General features: G+C 72.6%; 16 protein-coding genes, 1 tRNA gene and 2 pseudogenes. 11 read left to right on the forward strand and 8 right to left on the reverse strand.

The genetic code is table 11. The annotated features are described in order from the left end of the window. Positions 1-146 precede the first annotated feature (146 nt). Positions 147-668: pseudogene (locus EAO71_RS17355) on the reverse strand (GlcG/HbpS family heme-binding protein); the annotation flags it as partial. A 166-nt stretch (positions 669-834) separates the two neighbouring features. Between EAO71_RS17355 and EAO71_RS17360 the strand changes: the two are divergent. The 4 genes from EAO71_RS17360 to EAO71_RS17375 all read left to right on the forward strand — a co-directional run bounded on the left by EAO71_RS17360 (position 835) and on the right by EAO71_RS17375 (position 4512). Beyond that, positions 835-2064 (forward strand): sensor histidine kinase, encoded by a 1230-nt coding sequence (locus tag EAO71_RS17360; RefSeq protein ID WP_261992169.1) that lies wholly within the window; start codon positions 835-837, stop codon positions 2062-2064. Further along, positions 2061-2681: a response regulator gene (locus EAO71_RS17365; protein WP_147978555.1), complete on the forward strand. Its 621-nt coding sequence runs from the start codon at positions 2061-2063 to the stop codon at positions 2679-2681. Before EAO71_RS17360 ends, EAO71_RS17365 begins: the two co-directional genes overlap by 4 nt. 66 nt (positions 2682-2747) lie before the next feature. Beyond that, positions 2748-3959: an FAD-dependent monooxygenase gene (locus EAO71_RS17370; protein WP_187282695.1), complete on the forward strand. Its 1212-nt coding sequence runs from the start codon at positions 2748-2750 to the stop codon at positions 3957-3959. Positions 3960-4011: 52 nt separating this feature from the next. Then, complete coding sequence (locus EAO71_RS17375) at positions 4012-4512, forward strand: hypothetical protein (RefSeq protein WP_147978556.1); 501 nt, start codon at positions 4012-4014, stop codon at positions 4510-4512. A 134-nt stretch (positions 4513-4646) separates the two neighbouring features. Here EAO71_RS17375 and EAO71_RS17380 read toward each other — a convergent pair whose 3' ends face one another. Beyond that, a complete protein-coding gene (locus EAO71_RS17380) occupies positions 4647-5312 on the reverse strand; it encodes a pentapeptide repeat-containing protein (protein WP_147978557.1) in 666 nt (221 codons plus the stop codon). 97 nt (positions 5313-5409) lie between these two features. Here EAO71_RS17380 and EAO71_RS17385 point away from each other — a divergent pair, with 97 nt between their 5' ends. Together EAO71_RS17385 and EAO71_RS17390 are read left to right on the forward strand one after the other, a co-directional pair. Further along, on the forward strand, positions 5410-6573 hold the full coding sequence (locus EAO71_RS17385; protein ID WP_147978558.1) for an NAD(P)-binding protein: 1164 nt from the start codon (positions 5410-5412) through the stop codon (positions 6571-6573). Positions 6574-6629: 56 nt separating this feature from the next. Then, positions 6630-7634: a zinc-binding dehydrogenase gene (locus EAO71_RS17390; RefSeq protein WP_147978559.1), complete on the forward strand. Its 1005-nt coding sequence runs from the start codon at positions 6630-6632 to the stop codon at positions 7632-7634. Between the two features lie 189 nt (positions 7635-7823). On the opposite strand, the gene EAO71_RS17395 is transcribed toward EAO71_RS17390, so the two are convergent. Then, a complete protein-coding gene (locus EAO71_RS17395) occupies positions 7824-8300 on the reverse strand; it encodes a GNAT family N-acetyltransferase (protein WP_147978560.1) in 477 nt (158 codons plus the stop codon). Between the two features lie 326 nt (positions 8301-8626). On the opposite strand from EAO71_RS17395, the gene EAO71_RS17400 reads away from it, so the two are divergent. Then, positions 8627-10018, forward strand: a complete 1392-nt coding sequence (locus tag EAO71_RS17400) for an NAD(P)/FAD-dependent oxidoreductase (RefSeq protein WP_147978561.1) — start codon at positions 8627-8629, stop codon at positions 10016-10018. 226 nt (positions 10019-10244) lie between these two features. On the opposite strand, the gene EAO71_RS17405 is transcribed toward EAO71_RS17400, so the two are convergent. Then, positions 10245-10742, reverse strand: coding sequence for a tautomerase family protein (locus EAO71_RS17405; RefSeq protein ID WP_147978562.1), 498 nt, complete (start codon positions 10740-10742; stop codon positions 10245-10247). Positions 10743-10822: 80 nt separating this feature from the next. Beyond that, positions 10823-11386 carry a TetR/AcrR family transcriptional regulator gene (locus EAO71_RS17410; RefSeq protein WP_222723558.1) on the reverse strand — a complete coding sequence of 188 codons (564 nt, stop codon included), beginning with the start codon at positions 11384-11386 and terminating at the stop codon, positions 10823-10825. 680 nt (positions 11387-12066) lie between these two features. On the opposite strand from EAO71_RS17410, the pseudogene EAO71_RS17415 reads away from it, so the two are divergent. Then, positions 12067-12345, forward strand: a pseudogene (locus EAO71_RS17415) (tyrosine-type recombinase/integrase); the annotation flags it as partial. A 47-nt stretch (positions 12346-12392) separates the two neighbouring features. Here EAO71_RS17415 and EAO71_RS17420 read toward each other — a convergent pair. Both EAO71_RS17420 and EAO71_RS17425 read right to left on the reverse strand, forming a co-directional pair. Then, the gene (locus EAO71_RS17420) at positions 12393-12845 is read right to left on the reverse strand and encodes a hypothetical protein (RefSeq protein ID WP_147978563.1); all 453 of its coding nucleotides are present in this window, start codon (positions 12843-12845) and stop codon (positions 12393-12395) included. A gap of 156 nt (positions 12846-13001) precedes the next feature. After that, positions 13002-13078 (reverse strand) — tRNA-Thr (locus tag EAO71_RS17425). 181 nt (positions 13079-13259) lie between these two features. Here EAO71_RS17425 and EAO71_RS17430 point away from each other — a divergent pair. The 3 genes from EAO71_RS17430 to EAO71_RS17440 all read left to right on the forward strand — a co-directional run bounded on the left by EAO71_RS17430 (position 13260) and on the right by EAO71_RS17440 (position 15771). After that, the gene (locus EAO71_RS17430) at positions 13260-14357 is read left to right on the forward strand and encodes an ABC transporter ATP-binding protein (protein ID WP_147978564.1); all 1098 of its coding nucleotides are present in this window, start codon (positions 13260-13262) and stop codon (positions 14355-14357) included. 226 nt (positions 14358-14583) lie between these two features. Then, positions 14584-14997, forward strand: a complete 414-nt coding sequence (locus EAO71_RS17435; RefSeq protein WP_147978565.1) for a hypothetical protein — start codon at positions 14584-14586, stop codon at positions 14995-14997. Positions 14998-15054: 57 nt separating this feature from the next. Beyond that, positions 15055-15771, forward strand: coding sequence for a nucleotidyltransferase family protein (locus EAO71_RS17440; RefSeq protein WP_147978566.1), 717 nt, complete (start codon positions 15055-15057; stop codon positions 15769-15771). 228 nt (positions 15772-15999) lie between these two features. Here the strand turns inward: EAO71_RS17440 and EAO71_RS17445 are convergent. Next, a partial coding sequence (locus EAO71_RS17445) for a DoxX family membrane protein (protein ID WP_147979361.1) occupies positions 16000-17197 on the reverse strand: 1198 nt, incomplete at its 5' end.

Here is a 17197-nt window from a genome sequence, read left to right on the forward strand (position 1 = left end):
GCACCGGCGCGGAGGACGGGCACGGCGACGGCCCCGACACCGGCGGCGCGCACGGCACCCCGGGCGCCGCGGGACTGCGCGACCCGTACTTCCCGCACCTCGGCAACGGCGGCTACGACGTCCAGCACTACGCGCTGACCCTCGACTACGACCCCGCGCGCGACCATCTCGTCCAGGTCGCCGCTCGGCGCACCCGCGACGCCGATGCCGGCGATCGGGGCGCCCTTGGCGGTGACGGGGGCGCCACCGGCGAGGAAGAGGGTGCCGGGGATGTCCTTCAGGTTGGGCGCCTGGGCGAGGCGGCCGGCCAGCACCGAGGTCGGCGCGTTCCAGGAGACCGCGGTGAACGCCTTGCGCTCGGCCGACTCGTAGGACTGCGGGCCGGCGCCGTCGCCGCGCAGGGTGACGACGGTGTTGCCGTTGCGGTCGACGACGGCGACGGACACCCGCTGGCCGGCGTCCTCGGCGGCGTCGAGGGTGGCCTGCGCGGCCTTCGTCGCGGCCTCGATCGTCAGGTGCGTGGACTGCTGCAGGTTCTCGTTCGCGGCGTCGGCCTTGACGGCGGCGGCAGGCGCGGCGGCCGGGGCGGAGGCGTTGGCGGAGACGGCGCCGAAGGTACCGGCGGCGACGACGGCGGCGGTGGCGGCACCGATCAGGATCTTCTTCATGGTGTGTTCCTCCAGGCTGGGCTACGGGGGTTCCTTCGCTCTGCCATCGATCCTCCGGCCGGATCCGGGCCCCTACGGTCGACGGAGCGGATGCCTCCGCCGCGCGGTACGGGCGACACGCCTGTCAGCCGATCGGTTGATGCCGCCGTGGTCCACCAGGGCCACCATGGATACGTACACCCAGGTCAGGACCACTCTCGAAGGGCACGTGATGGAGCAGGACCCGGACGCCCGCTGGCTGGCGCGGGTCATGCACATCGCGTTCTTCCTCCTCCTGGGCGCGTCCCTCGCGCGGTTCCTGCTGCGTCACCCGTGGGAGGACCGCAGTCCGTGGATCGTCGCGCTGTCCGGCGCGCTCGCCGCCCTGTACCTCCTGGGGCCCGTCCTCGGCACCCGCGCCACCCCGCGCCGGATCGCCTGGCTCTTCACCGTCGTCGCCGTCTGGATGGTCCTGGTCGTCCTCGCGCCCAGCTTCGCCTGGTGTGCCGTGCCGCTCTTCTACACCGGGCTGCGCACCCTGCCGCCGCGCGCCGCCCTGGTCCTGGTCGCACTGCTCACCGTCTTCGTCGTGGCCGCGCAGGTCCAGCTCTCGCACGGCGGCTGGGACCCCAACCTGATCGTCGCCCCGCCGGCCGTCGCCGCGATCGCCACCGGCGTCTTCGTCCACGCGCAGCGCCAGGCCGACCGCCAGCGGGCGCTGATCGACGACCTGATCCGCACCCGGCGCGAACTGGCCGCCACCGAACGCCGCGAGGGCACGCTCGCCGAACGCCAGCGCCTGTCGATGGAGATCCACGACACGCTCGCCCAGGGCCTGTCCAGCCAGCAGATGCTGCTCCAGGCAGCCGAGCGCACCTGGGACGGCGACCCGGCGACCGCCCGCCGCCACGTCCGTACCGCCGAGTCGATCGCCGAGCGCAACCTCGCCGAGGCCCGGCGCTTCGTCCACGACCTCGCGCCCGCCGACCTCGCCGAGGGCGGCGGTCTGGAGGAGGCGCTGCGCGCGCTCGCGGACCGGGAGTCCGCCGCGTTCCGGGTGGACGGCGCTCCGGTGCCGCTGCCCGACCGGGTGCAGTCCGCGCTGCTGCGGATCGCCCAGGGCGCCCTCGCCAACGTCCGCGAGCACGCCGGCGCCGCGTCCGCCGCCCTGACCCTGACCTACCTCGACGACCAGGTCGTCCTCGACATCGCCGACGACGGCCGCGGCTTCGACCCCGGGGCCGCCCGCGCCGCCGACACGCCGGGCGAGGCGGGCGGCGCCCGGGGCGTGCGCGGTCACGGCCTGCCCGCGATGCGGGTACGGGCCCGGCAGCTCGGCGGCACCCTCACCATCGAGTCCACCCCCGGCGAGGGCACCGTGCTCTCGGCCGCGATCCCCCTGGAGGCCGCTCCGTGACGGTACGGATCCTGCTCTGCGACGACCACGCCGTCGTCCGCGCCGGGCTGCTCGCGCTGCTCGGCAGCGAACCGGACATCGAGGTCGTCGGCGAGGCGGGCAGCGGCGAGGAGGCGGTCGCGATGGCCGGCAAGCTGCGTCCCGACGTCGTGCTGATGGACCTCCAGCTGGGCGCGGGCATCGACGGGGTGGAGGCCACCCGCCGCATCACCTCCCCCGACGTGCACGTCCTCGTCCTCACCACCTACGACACGGACGCGGACATCACCCGCGCCATCGAGGCGGGCGCCACCGGCTATCTGCTCAAGGCGGAGCGGCCCGAGGAGCTGTTCGCCGCGATCCACTCCGCCGCCCAGGGCCGCACCACCCTGTCCCCGCCGGTCGCCAGCCGGGTCATGGACCGGATGCGCGGCGCGGCCCGGCCGGCCCTCACCGACCGCGAACGGGACATCCTCGGCCAGCTCGCGCACGGCCTCGGCAACCGCGAGATCGCCCGCGCGCTGTTCATCAGCGAGGCGACCGTGAAGACCCACCTCGGCCGGATCTACGCCAAGCTCGGCGTCGACACCCGCGCCGGCGCCGTCGCGGTGGCCAAGGAACAGCGGCTGCTCCCCTGACCCCTCTCGCGCTGCTACCCTGCGTTGCCTGTCCATCGCAAGGTGTAACACCCCCGTGGAGCGCGCGTGAAGATCGCCTGCGTCGGAGGCGGGCCCGCGGGCCTGTACTTCGCGATCCTGATGAAGCGGCAGGACCCGTCCCACGAGATCACCGTCTACGAGAAAAACCCGGCCGGCTCCACCTACGGCTGGGGCGTCACCTACTGGGCCGGACTGCTGGACAAGCTGCGGGCCGGTGACCCGGAGTCCGCCGAGGCGATCAGCGCGGCGTCGGTCACCTGGACCGACGGTGTCGCCATCGTCCGCGAGGAACGCACGGTGCACCGCGGCGACGCGGGCTTCGGCATCGGCCGCCGCACGATGCTCGCCCTGCTCACCGAGCGGGCCGAGTCCCTGGGCGTACGGGTCGAGTTCGAGCACGAGATCACCGACCCGGCCGAGGAGCTCGCCGACGCCGACCTGGTCGTCGCCGGCGACGGGGTCAACAGCGTGCTGCGCGAGCGCCACGCCGCCCATTTCGGCTCGGAGACCGTCCTCGGCCGCAACCAGTACATCTGGCTCGGCACCACCAAGGTCTTCGACTCCTTCACCTTCTCCTTCGTGGAGACGGACCACGGCTGGATCTGGTGCTACGCCTACGGCTTCAGCGGGGAGCAGTCGACCTGCGTCGTGGAGTGCTCGCCGGAGACCTGGAGCGGGCTCGGTCTCGACCGGCTCGACGAGGCGGACAGCCTGGCGCTGCTCGAGAAGCTGTTCGTCGGCCTCCTGGAGGGCCACGAGCTGATCGGCCGCGCGCAGGCCGGCGGCAGCGCGCAGTGGCTGAACTTCCGCACGCTGACGAACCGCTCCTGGCACCACGGCAACCTGGTGCTGCTCGGCGACGCCGCCCACACCACGCACTACTCGATCGGCGCGGGCACGACGCTGGCCCTGGAGGACGCGCTCGCCCTCGCCGAGGCGCTGCGCGAGGACACCGCGGACCTCGGCACGGCCCTGAGCCGCTACGGGCGCCGGCGCCGCGCCGAACTCCTCTCGGCGCAGAGCGCGGCCCGCTACAGCGCCCGCTGGTACGAGAACCTGCCGCGCTACATGCGCCTGGCCCCGGTCCAGATGTTCGCGCTCCTCGGGCAGCGGCACTCCCCGCTGCTCCCGCACATCCCGCCGCAGCTCTACTACCGGATCGACAAGGCGGCCGACCAGCTGGAGCCGCTGCGCCGGCTCAAGCGCTGGCTGGGCCCGCGGGTGGCCCGCACCCTGCACGCCCGCACGCGCGGCTGATCCGGGAGCGCGGGCGGAGGGCGACCTCCGCCCGCCGTGGGACCATCGGTCCGTGCTCGACATCGGCTACTCCCTCTCCCGACGCTTCCCCGACCCCCCGCAGACCGACTACCGCCGCGCGGACGTCCACGCCCTGCGCCACGACCTCTTCTGCGGGGACGTCTACCTCGCCGACCCCAAGGCCGACCGCGAGGTGTCCACAGCCTGGGGATGGGTGCCGGTGCTCGACTTCGCGTGGGCGCTGTGCGACATCGTCGAGCGGCTCGACCGCGACCCGCGCGGCAGCCGGGCCGCGAAGCCGCAGTACGCCGAGCTCGACTTCACCGAGTCCTCCGACCTCATGCTCTTCGAGCGCCGTTTCGGCTGGGTGGACGTCGAGGCCGACTGGATGCCGGGCGACGAGGCCCCGCTCACCTTCGGACACGCCGAACTGCGCCGCGAGGCCCGCGACTTCCTGCACGACCTGATCGCCGACCTCACCGACATGCACGAGGGCCTCGGCGACAACCCCGCGATCTGGGACCTCCAGGCCCGCTTCCCCCGCATCCCCTGAGCCCGGTTCACGGCGCTCCCCGAGCACGGCAGCCGGTACGCACCCGACGGGCGCCCGGACCACAGGGCGTCCGGCCGCCCGGGCGGAACCGGCCGACGCCGGGCACCGACGCCGACACCGGAACCCGCACCCGGTCAGTCCTCCACCCGCACCCCCAGCTGCGCCGCGAACACCGGTGCCAGGTCCAGCAGCTGGGCCGTACTGATCACCGCGCCCGCCAGCGAGTCCACCCCGCGCGCGATCTCCAGCCGCTGCACCGTCCGCAGATCCACGTCCTTCAGCCGGGCCGCGCCGAAGTCCGCCCCCGTCAGGACGCAGTCGCGGAACTCCACCCGCTCCAGCGACGCGCCCCCGAAGTCCGGCTCGCTCAGCACGCACCCCTCGAAGACGACGTCCTTGAGCTTCGCCGCCCGCAGGTTCAGGTAGTCGATCTTCCCGCCCCGCACCAGCACCCGCTCCAGCACCGCCCCGTGCAGCTGCGCCCCGCCGAGCCGCGCGTCGACGACCTCGACGTCCCGCAGGGACGCCCCCACCAGATCCGTCCCCACCCCGCGGATCCCGGTCAGCACCGAATCCAGCAGCCGCGCACCGGTGAGCCGCGTCCCGTCCACGGCGCACTCGCGCACCGCGCAGTCCAGGAACCGCGCCCCCGGCCCGTCCTGCTCCGCCAGATCGAGCCCGGCGAACTCCAGGCCGTCGTAGTCGCCGTCCGGTTCCAGCCCGCCCTCGTACGCCGTCAGCGGCGGCAACCGCACCTCCGGCCGCCGCGCGACCGCCACCTTCTTCTTCCTCGCCACCATGCCCTCATTGTGAGGTGCGCCACCGACAGCGCCCCGATGTCACGGAGCGGGCCACCCCCACCGTCCCCCCTGTGAGACCGAGACCAGGGAGCGGCACATGAAGCAGATCACCGTCGTCGGAGGCGGCTTCGCCGGACTCACGGCGGCCGTCACCGCGGCCGAGGCAGGGGCCAGGGTCACCCTCCACGAGGCCCACCACACCCTCGGCGGCCGGGCCCGCACCGCCGAGGGCCCGTACCGCACCAACGAGGGGCCGCACGCCCTCTACCGCGGCGGACCGCACTGGACCTGGCTGAAGCAGCGCGACCTCCTCGGCCCGCTCGCGCCTCTGCCCCTCCTCGAAGCGGCCCGCTTCCGCTTCCACCGCGCCGGAACCCTGCGCCGCACCCCGCCGCTCGGATTCCTGCGCCACACCCTCCGCACGGCCGACCTGGCCCCCGTCGACACCGACTTCCTCACCTGGGCCACCCGCGTCGCCGGCCCCGCCACCGCCCGCACCGCCGCCGCCTACAGCGGCGTCGCCCTCTTCCACCACGACCCCGGCTCCCTGTCCGCCCGCTTCGTCCAGGAGCGCCTGCACCGGGCCGCCGCCCTGCCGCCCGAGGCCCAGTACCTCCGCGGCGGCTGGGGACAGCTCGTGGACCGGATGGCGGCCCGTGCCTGGGACCTCGGCGTACGCATCGAGACCGCCTCCCGCCTCGACACGCTGCCGCTCGCCGACGGCCCCGTCGTCGTCGCCACCTCCCTGCCCGCGGCCGCCCGCCTCCTCGGCGACCCCGGCCTGACCTGGGACAGCGGACGCACCGTCCTGTTCGACCTCGCGCTGCGCACCCGCGCCGGCGATCCCTTCGTCGTGTCCGACCTCGACGCCCCCGGCTGGATCGAGCGCTTCACCGCCCAGGACCCCTCCCTCGCCCCGGCCGGCGAGCAGCTCATCCAGGCCCAACTCCCGCTCGCCCCGGGCCAGTCCAAGGCCGACGGCATCGCCCACGCCGAACGCCTCCTCGACCTCGCCTTCCCCCACTGGCGCGAACGCACCGTCTGGCGCCGCGAGGCCGTCAGCACCGGCCGTACGGGAGCCGTCGACCGCCCCGGCACCACCTGGCGCGACCGCCCCGCGATCGACCGCGGCGACGGGGTCTACCTGGTCGGCGACCAGGTCGCCGCACCCGGCGTGCTGTCCGAGGTCTCCTTCACCAGCGCCGTCGAAGCGGTGTCCCTGGCGCTGCGCGCCCACCGGCTTGACCTCAAGCGCGCTTGAGATTGAAGGCTGGGCCCACCAACGGACACAGCACCACCGGACCAGGGGAGCCCGCCATGCACGCCATCCGCCTCCACGCCTTCGGCCCCGCCGAGAACCTCGTCCACGAGGAGACCGCCGATCCCGTACCCGGCCCTGGCCAGGTCCGGATCGCGGTCGCCGCGGCCGGCGTCCACCTCCTCGACACGGCCCTGCGCGAGGGCATGACCGGCCCCTTCCCCGCCCCCGCCGAGCTCCCCACCATCCCGGGCCGCGAAGTCGCCGGCACGGTCGACGCCCTCGGCGAAGGCACCGACCCGAGCTGGCTCGGCCGGCGCGTCGTCGCCCACCTCGGCCTCGCCCCCGGCGGCTACGCCGAACTCGCCGTCGTCGACGCCACCCGGCTCCACGCCCTGCCCGACACCCTCGGCGAGGCGGAGGCCGTCGCCATGGTCGGCACCGGCCGCACGACCCTCGGCATCCTCCAGTTCACCACCCTCGGCCCCGACTCCGTCGCCGTCGTCCCCGCCGCCGCGGGCGGCATCGGCACCCTCCTCGTCCAGTCCGCGAAGAACGCCGGCGCCACCGTCATCGGCCTCGCCGGCGGCCCCGAGAAGGTCGCCCTCGTCCGGGAGAACGGCGCCGACCTCGCCGTCGACTACACCCGGCCCGACTGGCCCGCACAGGTCCGCGCCCACCTCGACACCCTCGGCAAGGACGCCACCGTCGTCTTCGACTCCGTCGGAGGCGACACCGGCCGCGCCGCCGTCGACCTCCTCGGCAAGGGCGGCCGGCACCTCGTCTTCGGATGGTCGGGCCAGGGCATCCACGACGGCGAACCCCTCGGCTTCACCGAGGAGGAACTCACCGCGCGCGGCATCACCTCGCAGGGAGTCCTCGGCCCCGTCATGATCCAGAAGGCCGGCGGCGACGTCCGCGCCCTCGAACTCGCCTCCCTCGCCGAAGCGGCCGCCGGCCGCCTCCGCCCCGCCGTCCACCGCTTCCCCCTGGCCGAGGMCGCCGCCGCCCACCGCGCCCTGGAGAACCGGGGCACCATCGGCAAAGTCGTCCTCATCCCCTAGGGCGCGCTGCGAAAGTCCCGCCCGCCCCGCTCCGGGCGGACGGCGCTACTTTCGCCCTGGCCGCCCGCCCCGGCACCGCACCCGCACCCGCACCGGCACCGACCCGGCGGTGCCGGTGCGGGTGCGCCCACGAAGCCACCGAGCCGCGGCGCGCCGGGGCGCCCCAGGCCACCGCGCCCACCCCTGCGCCTACCCCACCGAGCCCAACGCCGCCAACGCCCCGTCGGTCAGCCGGTAGACCTCCCACTCCTCCTGAGGCCGCGCGCCCAACGACTCGTAGAACGCGATCGACGGAGCGTTCCACCGCAGCACCGACCACTCCAGGCGCTCGTACCCCCGCTCCACGCACGTCCGCGCCAACTCCCGCAACAGCGCCTTGCCGTAGCCGCCGCCCCGCACCCCCGGCCGCACGTACAGATCCTCCAGGTGGATCCCGTGCACCCCACGCCACGTCGAGAAGCTCAGGAACCACAGGCTGAAGCCCACGACCTCGCCCTCGTCCGTCTCCGCGATGTGCGCGAACACCGCCGGGCGCTCCCCGAACAACGCCTCACGCAACTGCTCCGGCGTCGCACGCACCTCGTGCGCCGCCTTCTCGTAGTCGGCCAGCTCACGGACCATCGCGTGGAGCACAGGGACGTCGGCGGGAGTGGCGGCACGAATCATGCGACCACCCTGCACCGGATCACCTCGCACGAGAAAGCGGCGTCCGGGCGATGGACACCTTCCGCGTCCAGCGCCGTCGCCTGGCCCGCGTTCTCCTCGTCCGGCGACTGCACCTCCCACACGGCCGCGCCGCGACGCACGCCCGGCCGGCCCGCCCGTCGAACCGGATTCGAGAAGCGGACAGTTCCTCCGGAATGTGGATCACAAGCCGCGTACCCGCACGGCGCGGCGCCGAGATCCGACGAAATCCGCAGGCCCACGCCCCGCGCCCATCCAGTAACCTCCGGCCCACGCACCCCAGAGGCCCCACAGGGACAGAGGACACCATGAGCAGCACGGTCAACGGCGGCATCTCGTTCTGGTACGCGCAGGAAGGCGCCCCCGCCCCCCGCGAACCGCTGCCCGGAGACACCACCGCCGACGTCTGCATCGTCGGCGGCGGCTACACCGGCCTCTGGACCGCCTACTACCTCAAGAAGGCCGTCCCCTTCCTCAACATCACCGTCCTCGAAGCCAAGTTCTGCGGCTACGGCGCCTCAGGACGCAACGGCGGCTGGCTCTACAACGGCATCGCCGGCCGCGACCGCTACGCCGCGCTCCACGGCCACGAGGCCGCCGTCCGTCTCCAGCAGGCCATGAACACCACGGTCGACGAGGTCATCGACGTCTGCCGGACGGAGAACATCGACGCCGACATCCACCGCGGCGGCGTCCTCGAGGTCGCCCACACCCCGGCCCAGCTCTCCCGCCTCAGGGACTTCCACGCCGTCGAACTCGCCTTCGGCGAGAAGGACCGCGAACTCTACGGAGCCCGCGAGACCGCCGACCGCATCCGCGTCGCCGGCGCCGTCGGCTCCACCTGGACCCCGCACGGCGCCCGCCTCCACCCCGTCAAGCTCGTCCAGGGCCTCGCCGCGGCCGTCGAGGCCCTCGGCGTCACCGTCCACGAGTCCACCCCCGTCACGGAGATCAAGCCCAAGCACGCGATCACCCCGTACGGCACCGTCCGCGCGCCCTACGTCCTGCGCTGCACCGAGGGCTTCACGGCCTCCCTCGCCGGCCAGCGCCGCACCTGGCTCCCCATGAACTCCTCCATGATCGCCACCGAGCCCCTCACCGATGCCCAGTGGGACACCATCGGCTGGAACGGCCTCGAAACCCTCGGCGACATGGCCCACGCCTACATGTACGCCCAGCGCACCGCCGACGGCCGCATCGCCCTCGGCGGCCGGGGCGTCCCCTACCGCTACGGCTCCAGGACCGACAACGACGGCCGCACCCAGCCGCAGACCGTCGAAGCCCTCCGCGAGATCCTGATCCGCTTCTTCCCGTCGCTCGCCGGCCTCGGCATCGCCCACGCCTGGTCCGGCGTCCTCGGCGTCCCCCGCGACTGGTGCGCCACCGTCACCCTGGACCGCTCCACGGGCCTCGGCTGGGCCGGCGGCTACGTCGGCTCCGGCGTCGCCACGGCGAACCTCGCGGCCCGCACCCTGCGCGACCTGATCCAGCAGGACTCGGGCCAGTCGGGCCCGACCGAACTGACGACACTCCCCTGGGTCGACCACAAGGTCCGCAAGTGGGAGCCGGAACCGCTGCGCTGGCTCGGCGTCCAGACGATGTACGCGGCCTACCGCGCGGCCGACCGGCGCGAGGCGACGACCCACACCGCGACGACGGACCGCATCGCCACCCTGGCCGACCGCCTCTCGGGCCGCTGACCGCCGTGTGACGCACGCGTGTCCCGGACCTGGCCGGTCCGGGACACGGGCTGGCTCGCTCCGGACGCGGAAGGGCCGGCACCGGGGCATCACGCCCCGGCGCCGGCCCTTGCCATGAACCCCTCTCGGGTTCGAACCGACGACCCCGCTGCACAGGTTCGCTCCGGCACGGCCTCAGCTCGGCCCGACTGCGTGCGCGGGGACCGGCTGCGCGAGGTCCTGGTGCTCAGGCTGCGGGGAGGCCGCGTTCCTGGCGGCTCTGGGCGATGCGGTGCTGGGCGACTCCGCGGCCCTTGTCGGCGTCGCCGATGGCCGCACCCAGGATGTTGCCCAGGCTCTGGATGCCGCCGAAGGAACCCCAGTGGCCCTCGGGGATCTCAAGCGGGAACACCCAGACCCGATCCTTGGCCTTCTCGTCGTCCGCACCCTCCGCGCGCACGATGGCGTCAGTGACCTCGGCAACCAGCTGCTGCTTCTTGGCTGCGCCGTTGAGCTGGCCCTCGGGAACCCCCGCGATGACCCGGTAGTGCGGCTTGTCGGGGACGGCGCCGGCTACGAAGACCTCCGGGCGGTGCAGAAACGCCCAGGAGATCTGCCGGGCGAACGGGTTCGACGGGTCCGCGCCTTCGGCGCGCAGCAAGATCGAGGTGAGTTCGTCCATCAAGGTGCGCTCGGCGTCCGGGTCGAGCGCGCCGGTCGGGATGTAGACGTCGAGCATGGGCATGGCAGATCTCCTTGGGTGGGATAGGGGGAGCGAAGACCGCACGGATGCGGCGCATCGGGGTCTGCGGGGGCCAGTTGTGGTCAGAGCAGTGCGGTGAGCTCGTCGACGACGGCGTCCAGGGGCGCGGTGCTGCGCTGTGCCCGGGCCAGGATCACCGCGCCTTCGAGCGAGGCGACGGTGAGGGTGGCCAGCGTCGCGGCACGCGGTGCGGCGAACCCGTTCGCGCGCAACAGGTCGCGGAACTGGTTCTGCCATCCGGTGAAGACTTCGCGGGCGATGTCGGCAGCCGCCGGGATCTGCTCTGCGCCGCCCACCGTGAGCGCCGCAATCGCACAGCCCGACCGGTAGTCGCTGACCGTGAGAAGGGTTCGCCAGAAGTCCGCCAACTGCGCGAGCGCCTGCCGGGGCTGCGCGGGGCCATCGCCCTCTTGAAGGAGCACGGCCATGCGCTCACCGGCTGCACGCGCCGCGACGGTGATCAGCTCTTCGCGACCGCCCGGGAAGTGGTGGTAGACGGATCCACGCGGTGCGCCGCTGGCCGCGAGCACGCCGTCGATCGTCGTTCCGGCCGCGCCGCGTGTCGCCAGCAGGTTGACCGCACTGTCGACCATCCGGTCCCGGGTGCCGCCCTTGGTGCGCGCCATCTGTCCTCCTCATGACTCTTCTATTGACTATGCCATAGAACATAGCTCGTGCACAGGTGTGTGCCGACCCCTTGCGATGGAGCCGTTAAGCGATGCCACCCGAAGACGCCGAAGACCCCCGACCGATCATGGTCGGGGGTCTTCGTGTGTCCTGCTCTGGAGCCCCCTGTCGGGTTCGAACCGACGACCCCCGCTTTACAGGAGAAGGAGGGCGGGGCCGCGCCTGACATGCACAGACACTGCGCGAGCTGATCGATACCCCGGAGCCCGACAGCGCCCCTCGTTCCCCGTGGTTCCCCGCCCGATCTGGCACGGATGGGGCACGGTCCTCGCCAGCGTCTGTCAGTGCCTCGGGATAGCGTCCACCTGCGCGCGGTCGGCTTCCGAGGTGTCCAGCTCTGTAGTGCAGCTGCATCCCTGGCTCTGTCCGGGGGCGGCCCGGTGCAAGCCCGGGACCCAACCGACGGCCAGGCTCCGCCGATGGCCAAGAGTGCCCTGCCAGCGCCGGCCGCGCGCAGGCTTTCAAGTCTGTTGATGCAGTAGGAGCCGGTGTACAAGACTGTTCACCTGCGTTCATGCGCGCTCCAGGAACCAGCGTGGGCGAGCTCAGGGGCCGCCCTGAACGGCCGTGAACGGCGCTGAATGAGAACGAAACTGAGACGGGAGATTCGGTGGAACGGGTAGAGGCCGAACGCGTCCACCGTTCCTTCGTCCGCGTCAGCGAGACCGCCGGCCTCCGCCAGATCCGCCTGCACGACGCCCGGCACGGCTGCGCCACGCTTCTCACCGCCGCCGGCGTCACGCCCCGGGTCGGGATGGAGATCCTCGGGCACAGCCAGATCAGCCTGACCATGGACGTCTACACCCACGTCGTCCAGGACACCCAGCGCGAGGCCATCAGCCACATGGACCGGCTCCTCCAGCGACCGCGCCCTGGGGTCCGCCCCGACCGTGCCTGAGTGCTCTGAATGGCCAGTGCGGCCAAACGGCCCGAGCTGGGGTTGGGTCAGTAGAACCAGACGACGAGACGCACGTTCTCCTCGCCGTGGACCTCGCTGAGGAGACGCATGGCACTCCAGACCCGACCCCAGTCGGTGTCAGACCCTGCGGCTGACGCGCGTGTCCGTGTGCCGGAGGCGTCCGTCTCCTGCCAGTCGACGGTCGAGAGCTCAGCCCAGGTCAGCCACGTCGTCCCGTACACGGAGTCGGGGCCGCCGTAGCCGATGAAGTCCCTCCGCAGCTCTTCCGACGCGTCATCTGGGAAACCACGGTCTTCGGCGAGCGGTCGGAAGCCGAAGGAGTTGCGGATTCCGAAGAGACACGCCAGGCCGTCGTAGGCGTTGCCCCTGTTCAGCAGGAAGAGATCGATGCCCGCTTCCCAGACTGTGTCCTCATCGTCCACGCCCCACAGCCGGGCTCCCGGACGGCACTCGATCATTCCGCTGACATCGGTCGACATGGCGTGATCCTGCCCGCCAGGCCCGGGAGCCGGCACCCGCATTTCGCTCCGCGCGCTCGCGGCCGCGGCTGGCACAGACCGCCGCCGTTGATGTCATCCGAAGACACACGAAGACCCCCGACCAAGATCGGTCGGGGGTCTTCGTGTGTCCTGCTCTGGAGCCCCCTGTCGGGTTCGAACCGACGACCCCCGCTTTACAAGAGCGGTGCTCTGGCCAGCTGAGCTAAGGAGGCAACGAGTGCAGTGTATCCAACGACCGTCCGGCGCCGGTCGGAAATATCACTGGCCTTCGACTACTGACAGATCAGCCCTCGCCAGGTAGCGTCACCCGAGGTTCACTCCGGTGGACTAGACCCATCCTTCCTTCCACTCGGATCGTCCGGCACGTTCCTGCCGGTGAAGGGATACATCACCATGGCTTCCGTCACTTTCGACAAGGCGACCCGGCTCTACCCGGGTTCCGACAAGCCCGCCGTCGACCAGCTGGAGATCGAGATCGCGGACGGCGAGTTCCTCGTCCTCGTCGGTCCCTCCGGCTGCGGCAAGTCCACCTCCCTGCGCATGCTCGCGGGCCTGGAGGACGTCAACGGCGGCTCCATCCGCATCGGTGACCGTGACGTCACCCACCTGCCGCCCAAGGACCGGGACATCGCGATGGTGTTCCAGAACTACGCGCTGTACCCGCACATGACCGTCGCCGACAACATGGGCTTCGCGCTCAAGATCGCCGGCGTCAACAAGAGCGAGATCCGCGCCAAGGTCGAAGAGGCCGCGAAGATCCTCGACCTCACGCCGTACCTGGACCGCAAGCCCAAGGCGCTCTCCGGCGGTCAGCGCCAGCGTGTCGCCATGGGTCGCGCCATCGTGCGTGAGCCGCAGGTGTTCCTCATGGACGAGCCGCTGTCGAACCTCGACGCCAAGCTCCGCGTCTCCACCCGTACGCAGATCGCGAGCCTGCAGCGCCGGCTCGGCATCACGACGGTGTACGTGACCCACGACCAGGTCGAGGCCCTGACCATGGGCGACCGTGTCGCCGTGCTCAAGGACGGTCTGCTCCAGCAGGTCGACTCGCCGCGCAACATGTACGACCGTCCCGCCAACCTCTTCGTCGCCGGCTTCATCGGCTCCCCGGCCATGAACCTGGTCGAGGTCCCGATCACCGACGGCGGCGTGCGGTTCGGCAACAGCGTCGTGCCGGTCTCCCGCGAGGCGCTGTCCGCCGCGTCCGCCAGGGGCGACAGGACGGTGACCGTCGGCATCCGTCCCGAGCACTTCGACGTCTCGGGCGCCGACAGCGACGCCGGTCTGGCCGTCTCCGTGAACGTCGTCGAGGAGCTCGGCGCCGACGGTTACGTCTACGGCTCCGCGCGCGTCGGCGCGGAGGACAAGGACCTGGTCGTCCGCGTCGGCGGCCGTGCCGTGCCGCAGAAGGGCTCCGTGCTGCACGTGGTGCCGCGCGCCGAGGAGCTGCACGTCTTCTCCACCTCGACGGGCGAGCGCCTCTCCGGCTGACCTTGAAGCCACCGCCGTACGGCCTCGCATCGGTTGCCGATGCGGGGCCGTTCGCGTATCCCGGCGGCGCGCCGCGCCTATGTCGACAAATACCCCGACACTACGGGCAATTCGGGCGCCACTTCCGCCTCGGCGTCAACACGGGATTCGAAAAGACACTTCGAACCATCCCTCGCGAGAGTGACTAAATGTCGCCATATCATCACCGGCCGCTACGCTCGCCTGCGTGACGCACACTGCCCGCCGTATCGGCCGCTCTCTCGCACTCGTCCTGCCCGTCGTCCTGGTGCTCTCCGGAACGCTCGCGGTGTCCGCCGTTCCGTGGGCCGGCCAGAGCTCCGGGACCCAGATGCTCACCGCATCCTCCGAGGACGTCTCCGTCCCCGCCAAGTCCCGCGCCCCGCAGGATATTCTGCGCGACCGGCTCCTCGCAGAGCTTCAGGAGAAGGACCCCGGAACGGCTCTCACCCACCTCCAGCGCGAGGTCGAGAACCGCCCGTCGCTCGCCAAGCACTGCATGTCCATCGCCAAGGCCCTCGGCCGCGCCGCCGTGCAGCACTACGGCCCCGCCCGCGCCCAGTCCTTCTCCCGCCCGGTCTGCGACACCTCGTTCGCAACCGGTGTGATGTACGCGAGCTGAACGCCGCCACGCCGGTCGACCCGATCGGCCCCAGGGAGTGCGCCTATCGTTCGCGGTATGCAGACCTCCCCGACGCAGGCCGTGATCCTGGCGGGTGGCCAGGGCTCGCGCCTGCGCCCGTACACCGACGACCGCCCCAAGCCGATGGTCGAGATCCCGGGCACCGGGACCCCGATCATCGGCCATCAGCTGTCCTGGCTCGCCTCCGAGGGCGTGACGGACGCCGTGGTCTCCTGCGGTCATCTGGCCGAGGTGCTCCAGGACTGGCTGAAGCAGGCCGCCCTGCCCCTCCGTGTGACGACCGTCGTCGAGCCGGAGCCGCTGGGCCGCGGCGGCGGCCTGAAGTACGCCGCCGCGCACCTGCCCGAGCCCGGACGCCCCTGGTACGCCACGAACGGCGACATCTGGACCCGGTTCTCCCTGCGTGAGATGGCCTCGTTCCACGACGAGCGGGACGCCACGGCCACCCTCGCACTCGCCCGCCCCCGCATTCCGTGGGGCGCCGTCGAGACCGACACCTTCGGGCACATCACCGACTTCATCGAGTCGCCGCCGTCGCCGTATCTGATCAACGCCGGCGTGTACGTCTTCTCCGCCGCCTTCACGGACCTCCTGCCGGACCGGGGCGACCACGAGCGGACCACGTTCCCCCGGCTGGCCCGGGAACGCCGTCTGGCGGGCTTCCCGCTGCCCCAGGGGGCCTACTGGCGGGCGATCGACACCGCGAAGGACCTGACCGAGGCGGCGAAGGAGCTGGCCTCCCAGGGCTCCTGACAGCCCCGGGGCGTCCCGGCCCGCTCCGGAGGACCTCGCCCGCTCCGGGGGGCCGGAGCGCCGCACCGGGGCGCCCGGACGCCCAGCGGGTGGCCGGGGAGCGGCGCCGCCCCGGCGCGACCGCGCAGGAGGCCGCAGCGGCCGCCCCCGTCCCGGCACGACAGACACCGAAGGGCGGCACCGCACGGATGCGGTGCCGCCCTTCGGCGTTCGTCGTGTCGAGGCGGGTCAGCCCAGCAGGCCGCCGATGGGGTTGCGGGCGCCGCCGCTGGTGGAACCGCCGTCGGTGGAGCCGCCGTCGCTGCCACCGGAACTGCCGCCGCTGCTCGATCCCCCGCTCGTGCCGCCCGAGCCGGAGCCCGTGGACGGCGGGGGCGCCGGCCGGGACTGGGTCGGGCTGCTGTCGGAGCCGCGGGTGGCGGTGGGGCGGCTCTCGCGGATCCGCCCGGTCTCGCGCACGGTCTTGCTGGGTTCGGCCGTCTTCTTCTCCTCGTCGCGCTTGCCGTCGGCACCGGCGGACTCGGAGGGCTTGGGCTTCGTGGTGGCGGAGCGGGACGGGGTGCTCGTACCGGGCTCCTGGGGGAGGCCCCGGCCGGGCAGGTGGTTCATCGGGTCGTCGTTGGGGCCGGGGACGGTGACCATCTCGGTGGACCGTACGGCTCCGCCGAGCATGGAACCGACGAGGAGCGTGAGGCCGACGACGACCGCGGCGACGACGGTGCCGCGGCGCAGGACCCGGCGGCGCAGGTCCCAGATCTCGGAGCGGGGGCCGAGGGTGCGCCAGGCTTCGCCGGCGAGGCGGCCGTCGATGGAGTAGACGGGGGCACCGGCGATGACCAGCGGGGACCAGGCGGCGAGGAAGATGATGTCGGGCGCGTCGTAGACGGGGACGGTCCTCCAGCTGACGGTGAGGATCATCGCGGCGGAGAGCAGGGCGCCGACGACGGCGGCCACGCGCTGCCAGAGGCCGAGGACGGTGAGGACGCCGACGACGACCTGGAGGAAGGCGACGGTCAGGCCGGCGCCGACGGGGTGCTGGAGGGCGAAGTCGCGCAGGGGTTCGGCCAGGGCCCAGGGGTGCAGCGAGTTGAGCCACTTGACCATGGAGCCGCGCTCGCCGCCGTCGAAGTAGACGGGGTCGCAGAGCTTGCCCATGCCGGCGTAGATGCAGATGAAGCCGAGGAGAAGCCGGAGCGGGAGGAGCACCACTCCGAGGTTCATCCGGCGCCCGGGGTAGTAGGCGTGGCGGACGCCCGCGGTGGCGGCGTTCTCGGCCCAGCCGGCGCCGTGGCGGGACGGCCTGCCGTGGCGGCCGTCGCCGTGGCGGCCGGTGACGTCGTCGTCGTGGGCGCGGTCGCGGGAGCTGTCGTACGGGGGCTCGTAGGCGTGGTCGTAGGCGCCTTCGGCGCGCCGCATGGGGGGCAGC

The sequence above is a fragment of the Streptomyces sp. MS191 genome (assembly GCF_008042125.1).
In the GTDB taxonomy this organism is placed as follows: Bacteria; Actinomycetota; Actinomycetes; order Streptomycetales; family Streptomycetaceae; genus Streptomyces.

What these genes read in the sequence shown, in the direction of transcription:
- EAO71_RS17360 (WP_261992169.1), top strand. Translation starts at nt 835, where the DNA reads ATGGATACGTACACCCAGGTCAGGACCACTCTCGAAGGGCACGTGATG.
- EAO71_RS17440 (WP_147978566.1), top strand. Translation starts at nt 15,055, where the DNA reads ATGCAGACCTCCCCGACGCAGGCCGTGATCCTGGCGGGTGGCCAGGGC.
- EAO71_RS17420 (WP_147978563.1), bottom strand. Translation starts at nt 12,845, where the DNA reads ATGTCGACCGATGTCAGCGGAATGATCGAGTGCCGTCCGGGAGCCCGG.
- EAO71_RS17395 (WP_147978560.1), bottom strand. Translation starts at nt 8,300, where the DNA reads ATGATTCGTGCCGCCACTCCCGCCGACGTCCCTGTGCTCCACGCGATG.
- EAO71_RS17410 (WP_222723558.1), bottom strand. Translation starts at nt 11,386, where the DNA reads ATGGCGCGCACCAAGGGCGGCACCCGGGACCGGATGGTCGACAGTGCG.
- EAO71_RS17400 (WP_147978561.1), top strand. Translation starts at nt 8,627, where the DNA reads ATGAGCAGCACGGTCAACGGCGGCATCTCGTTCTGGTACGCGCAGGAA.
- EAO71_RS17430 (WP_147978564.1), top strand. Translation starts at nt 13,260, where the DNA reads ATGGCTTCCGTCACTTTCGACAAGGCGACCCGGCTCTACCCGGGTTCC.
- EAO71_RS17380 (WP_147978557.1), bottom strand. Translation starts at nt 5,312, where the DNA reads ATGGTGGCGAGGAAGAAGAAGGTGGCGGTCGCGCGGCGGCCGGAGGTG.
- EAO71_RS17405 (WP_147978562.1), bottom strand. Translation starts at nt 10,742, where the DNA reads ATGCCCATGCTCGACGTCTACATCCCGACCGGCGCGCTCGACCCGGAC.
- EAO71_RS17385 (WP_147978558.1), top strand. Translation starts at nt 5,410, where the DNA reads ATGAAGCAGATCACCGTCGTCGGAGGCGGCTTCGCCGGACTCACGGCG.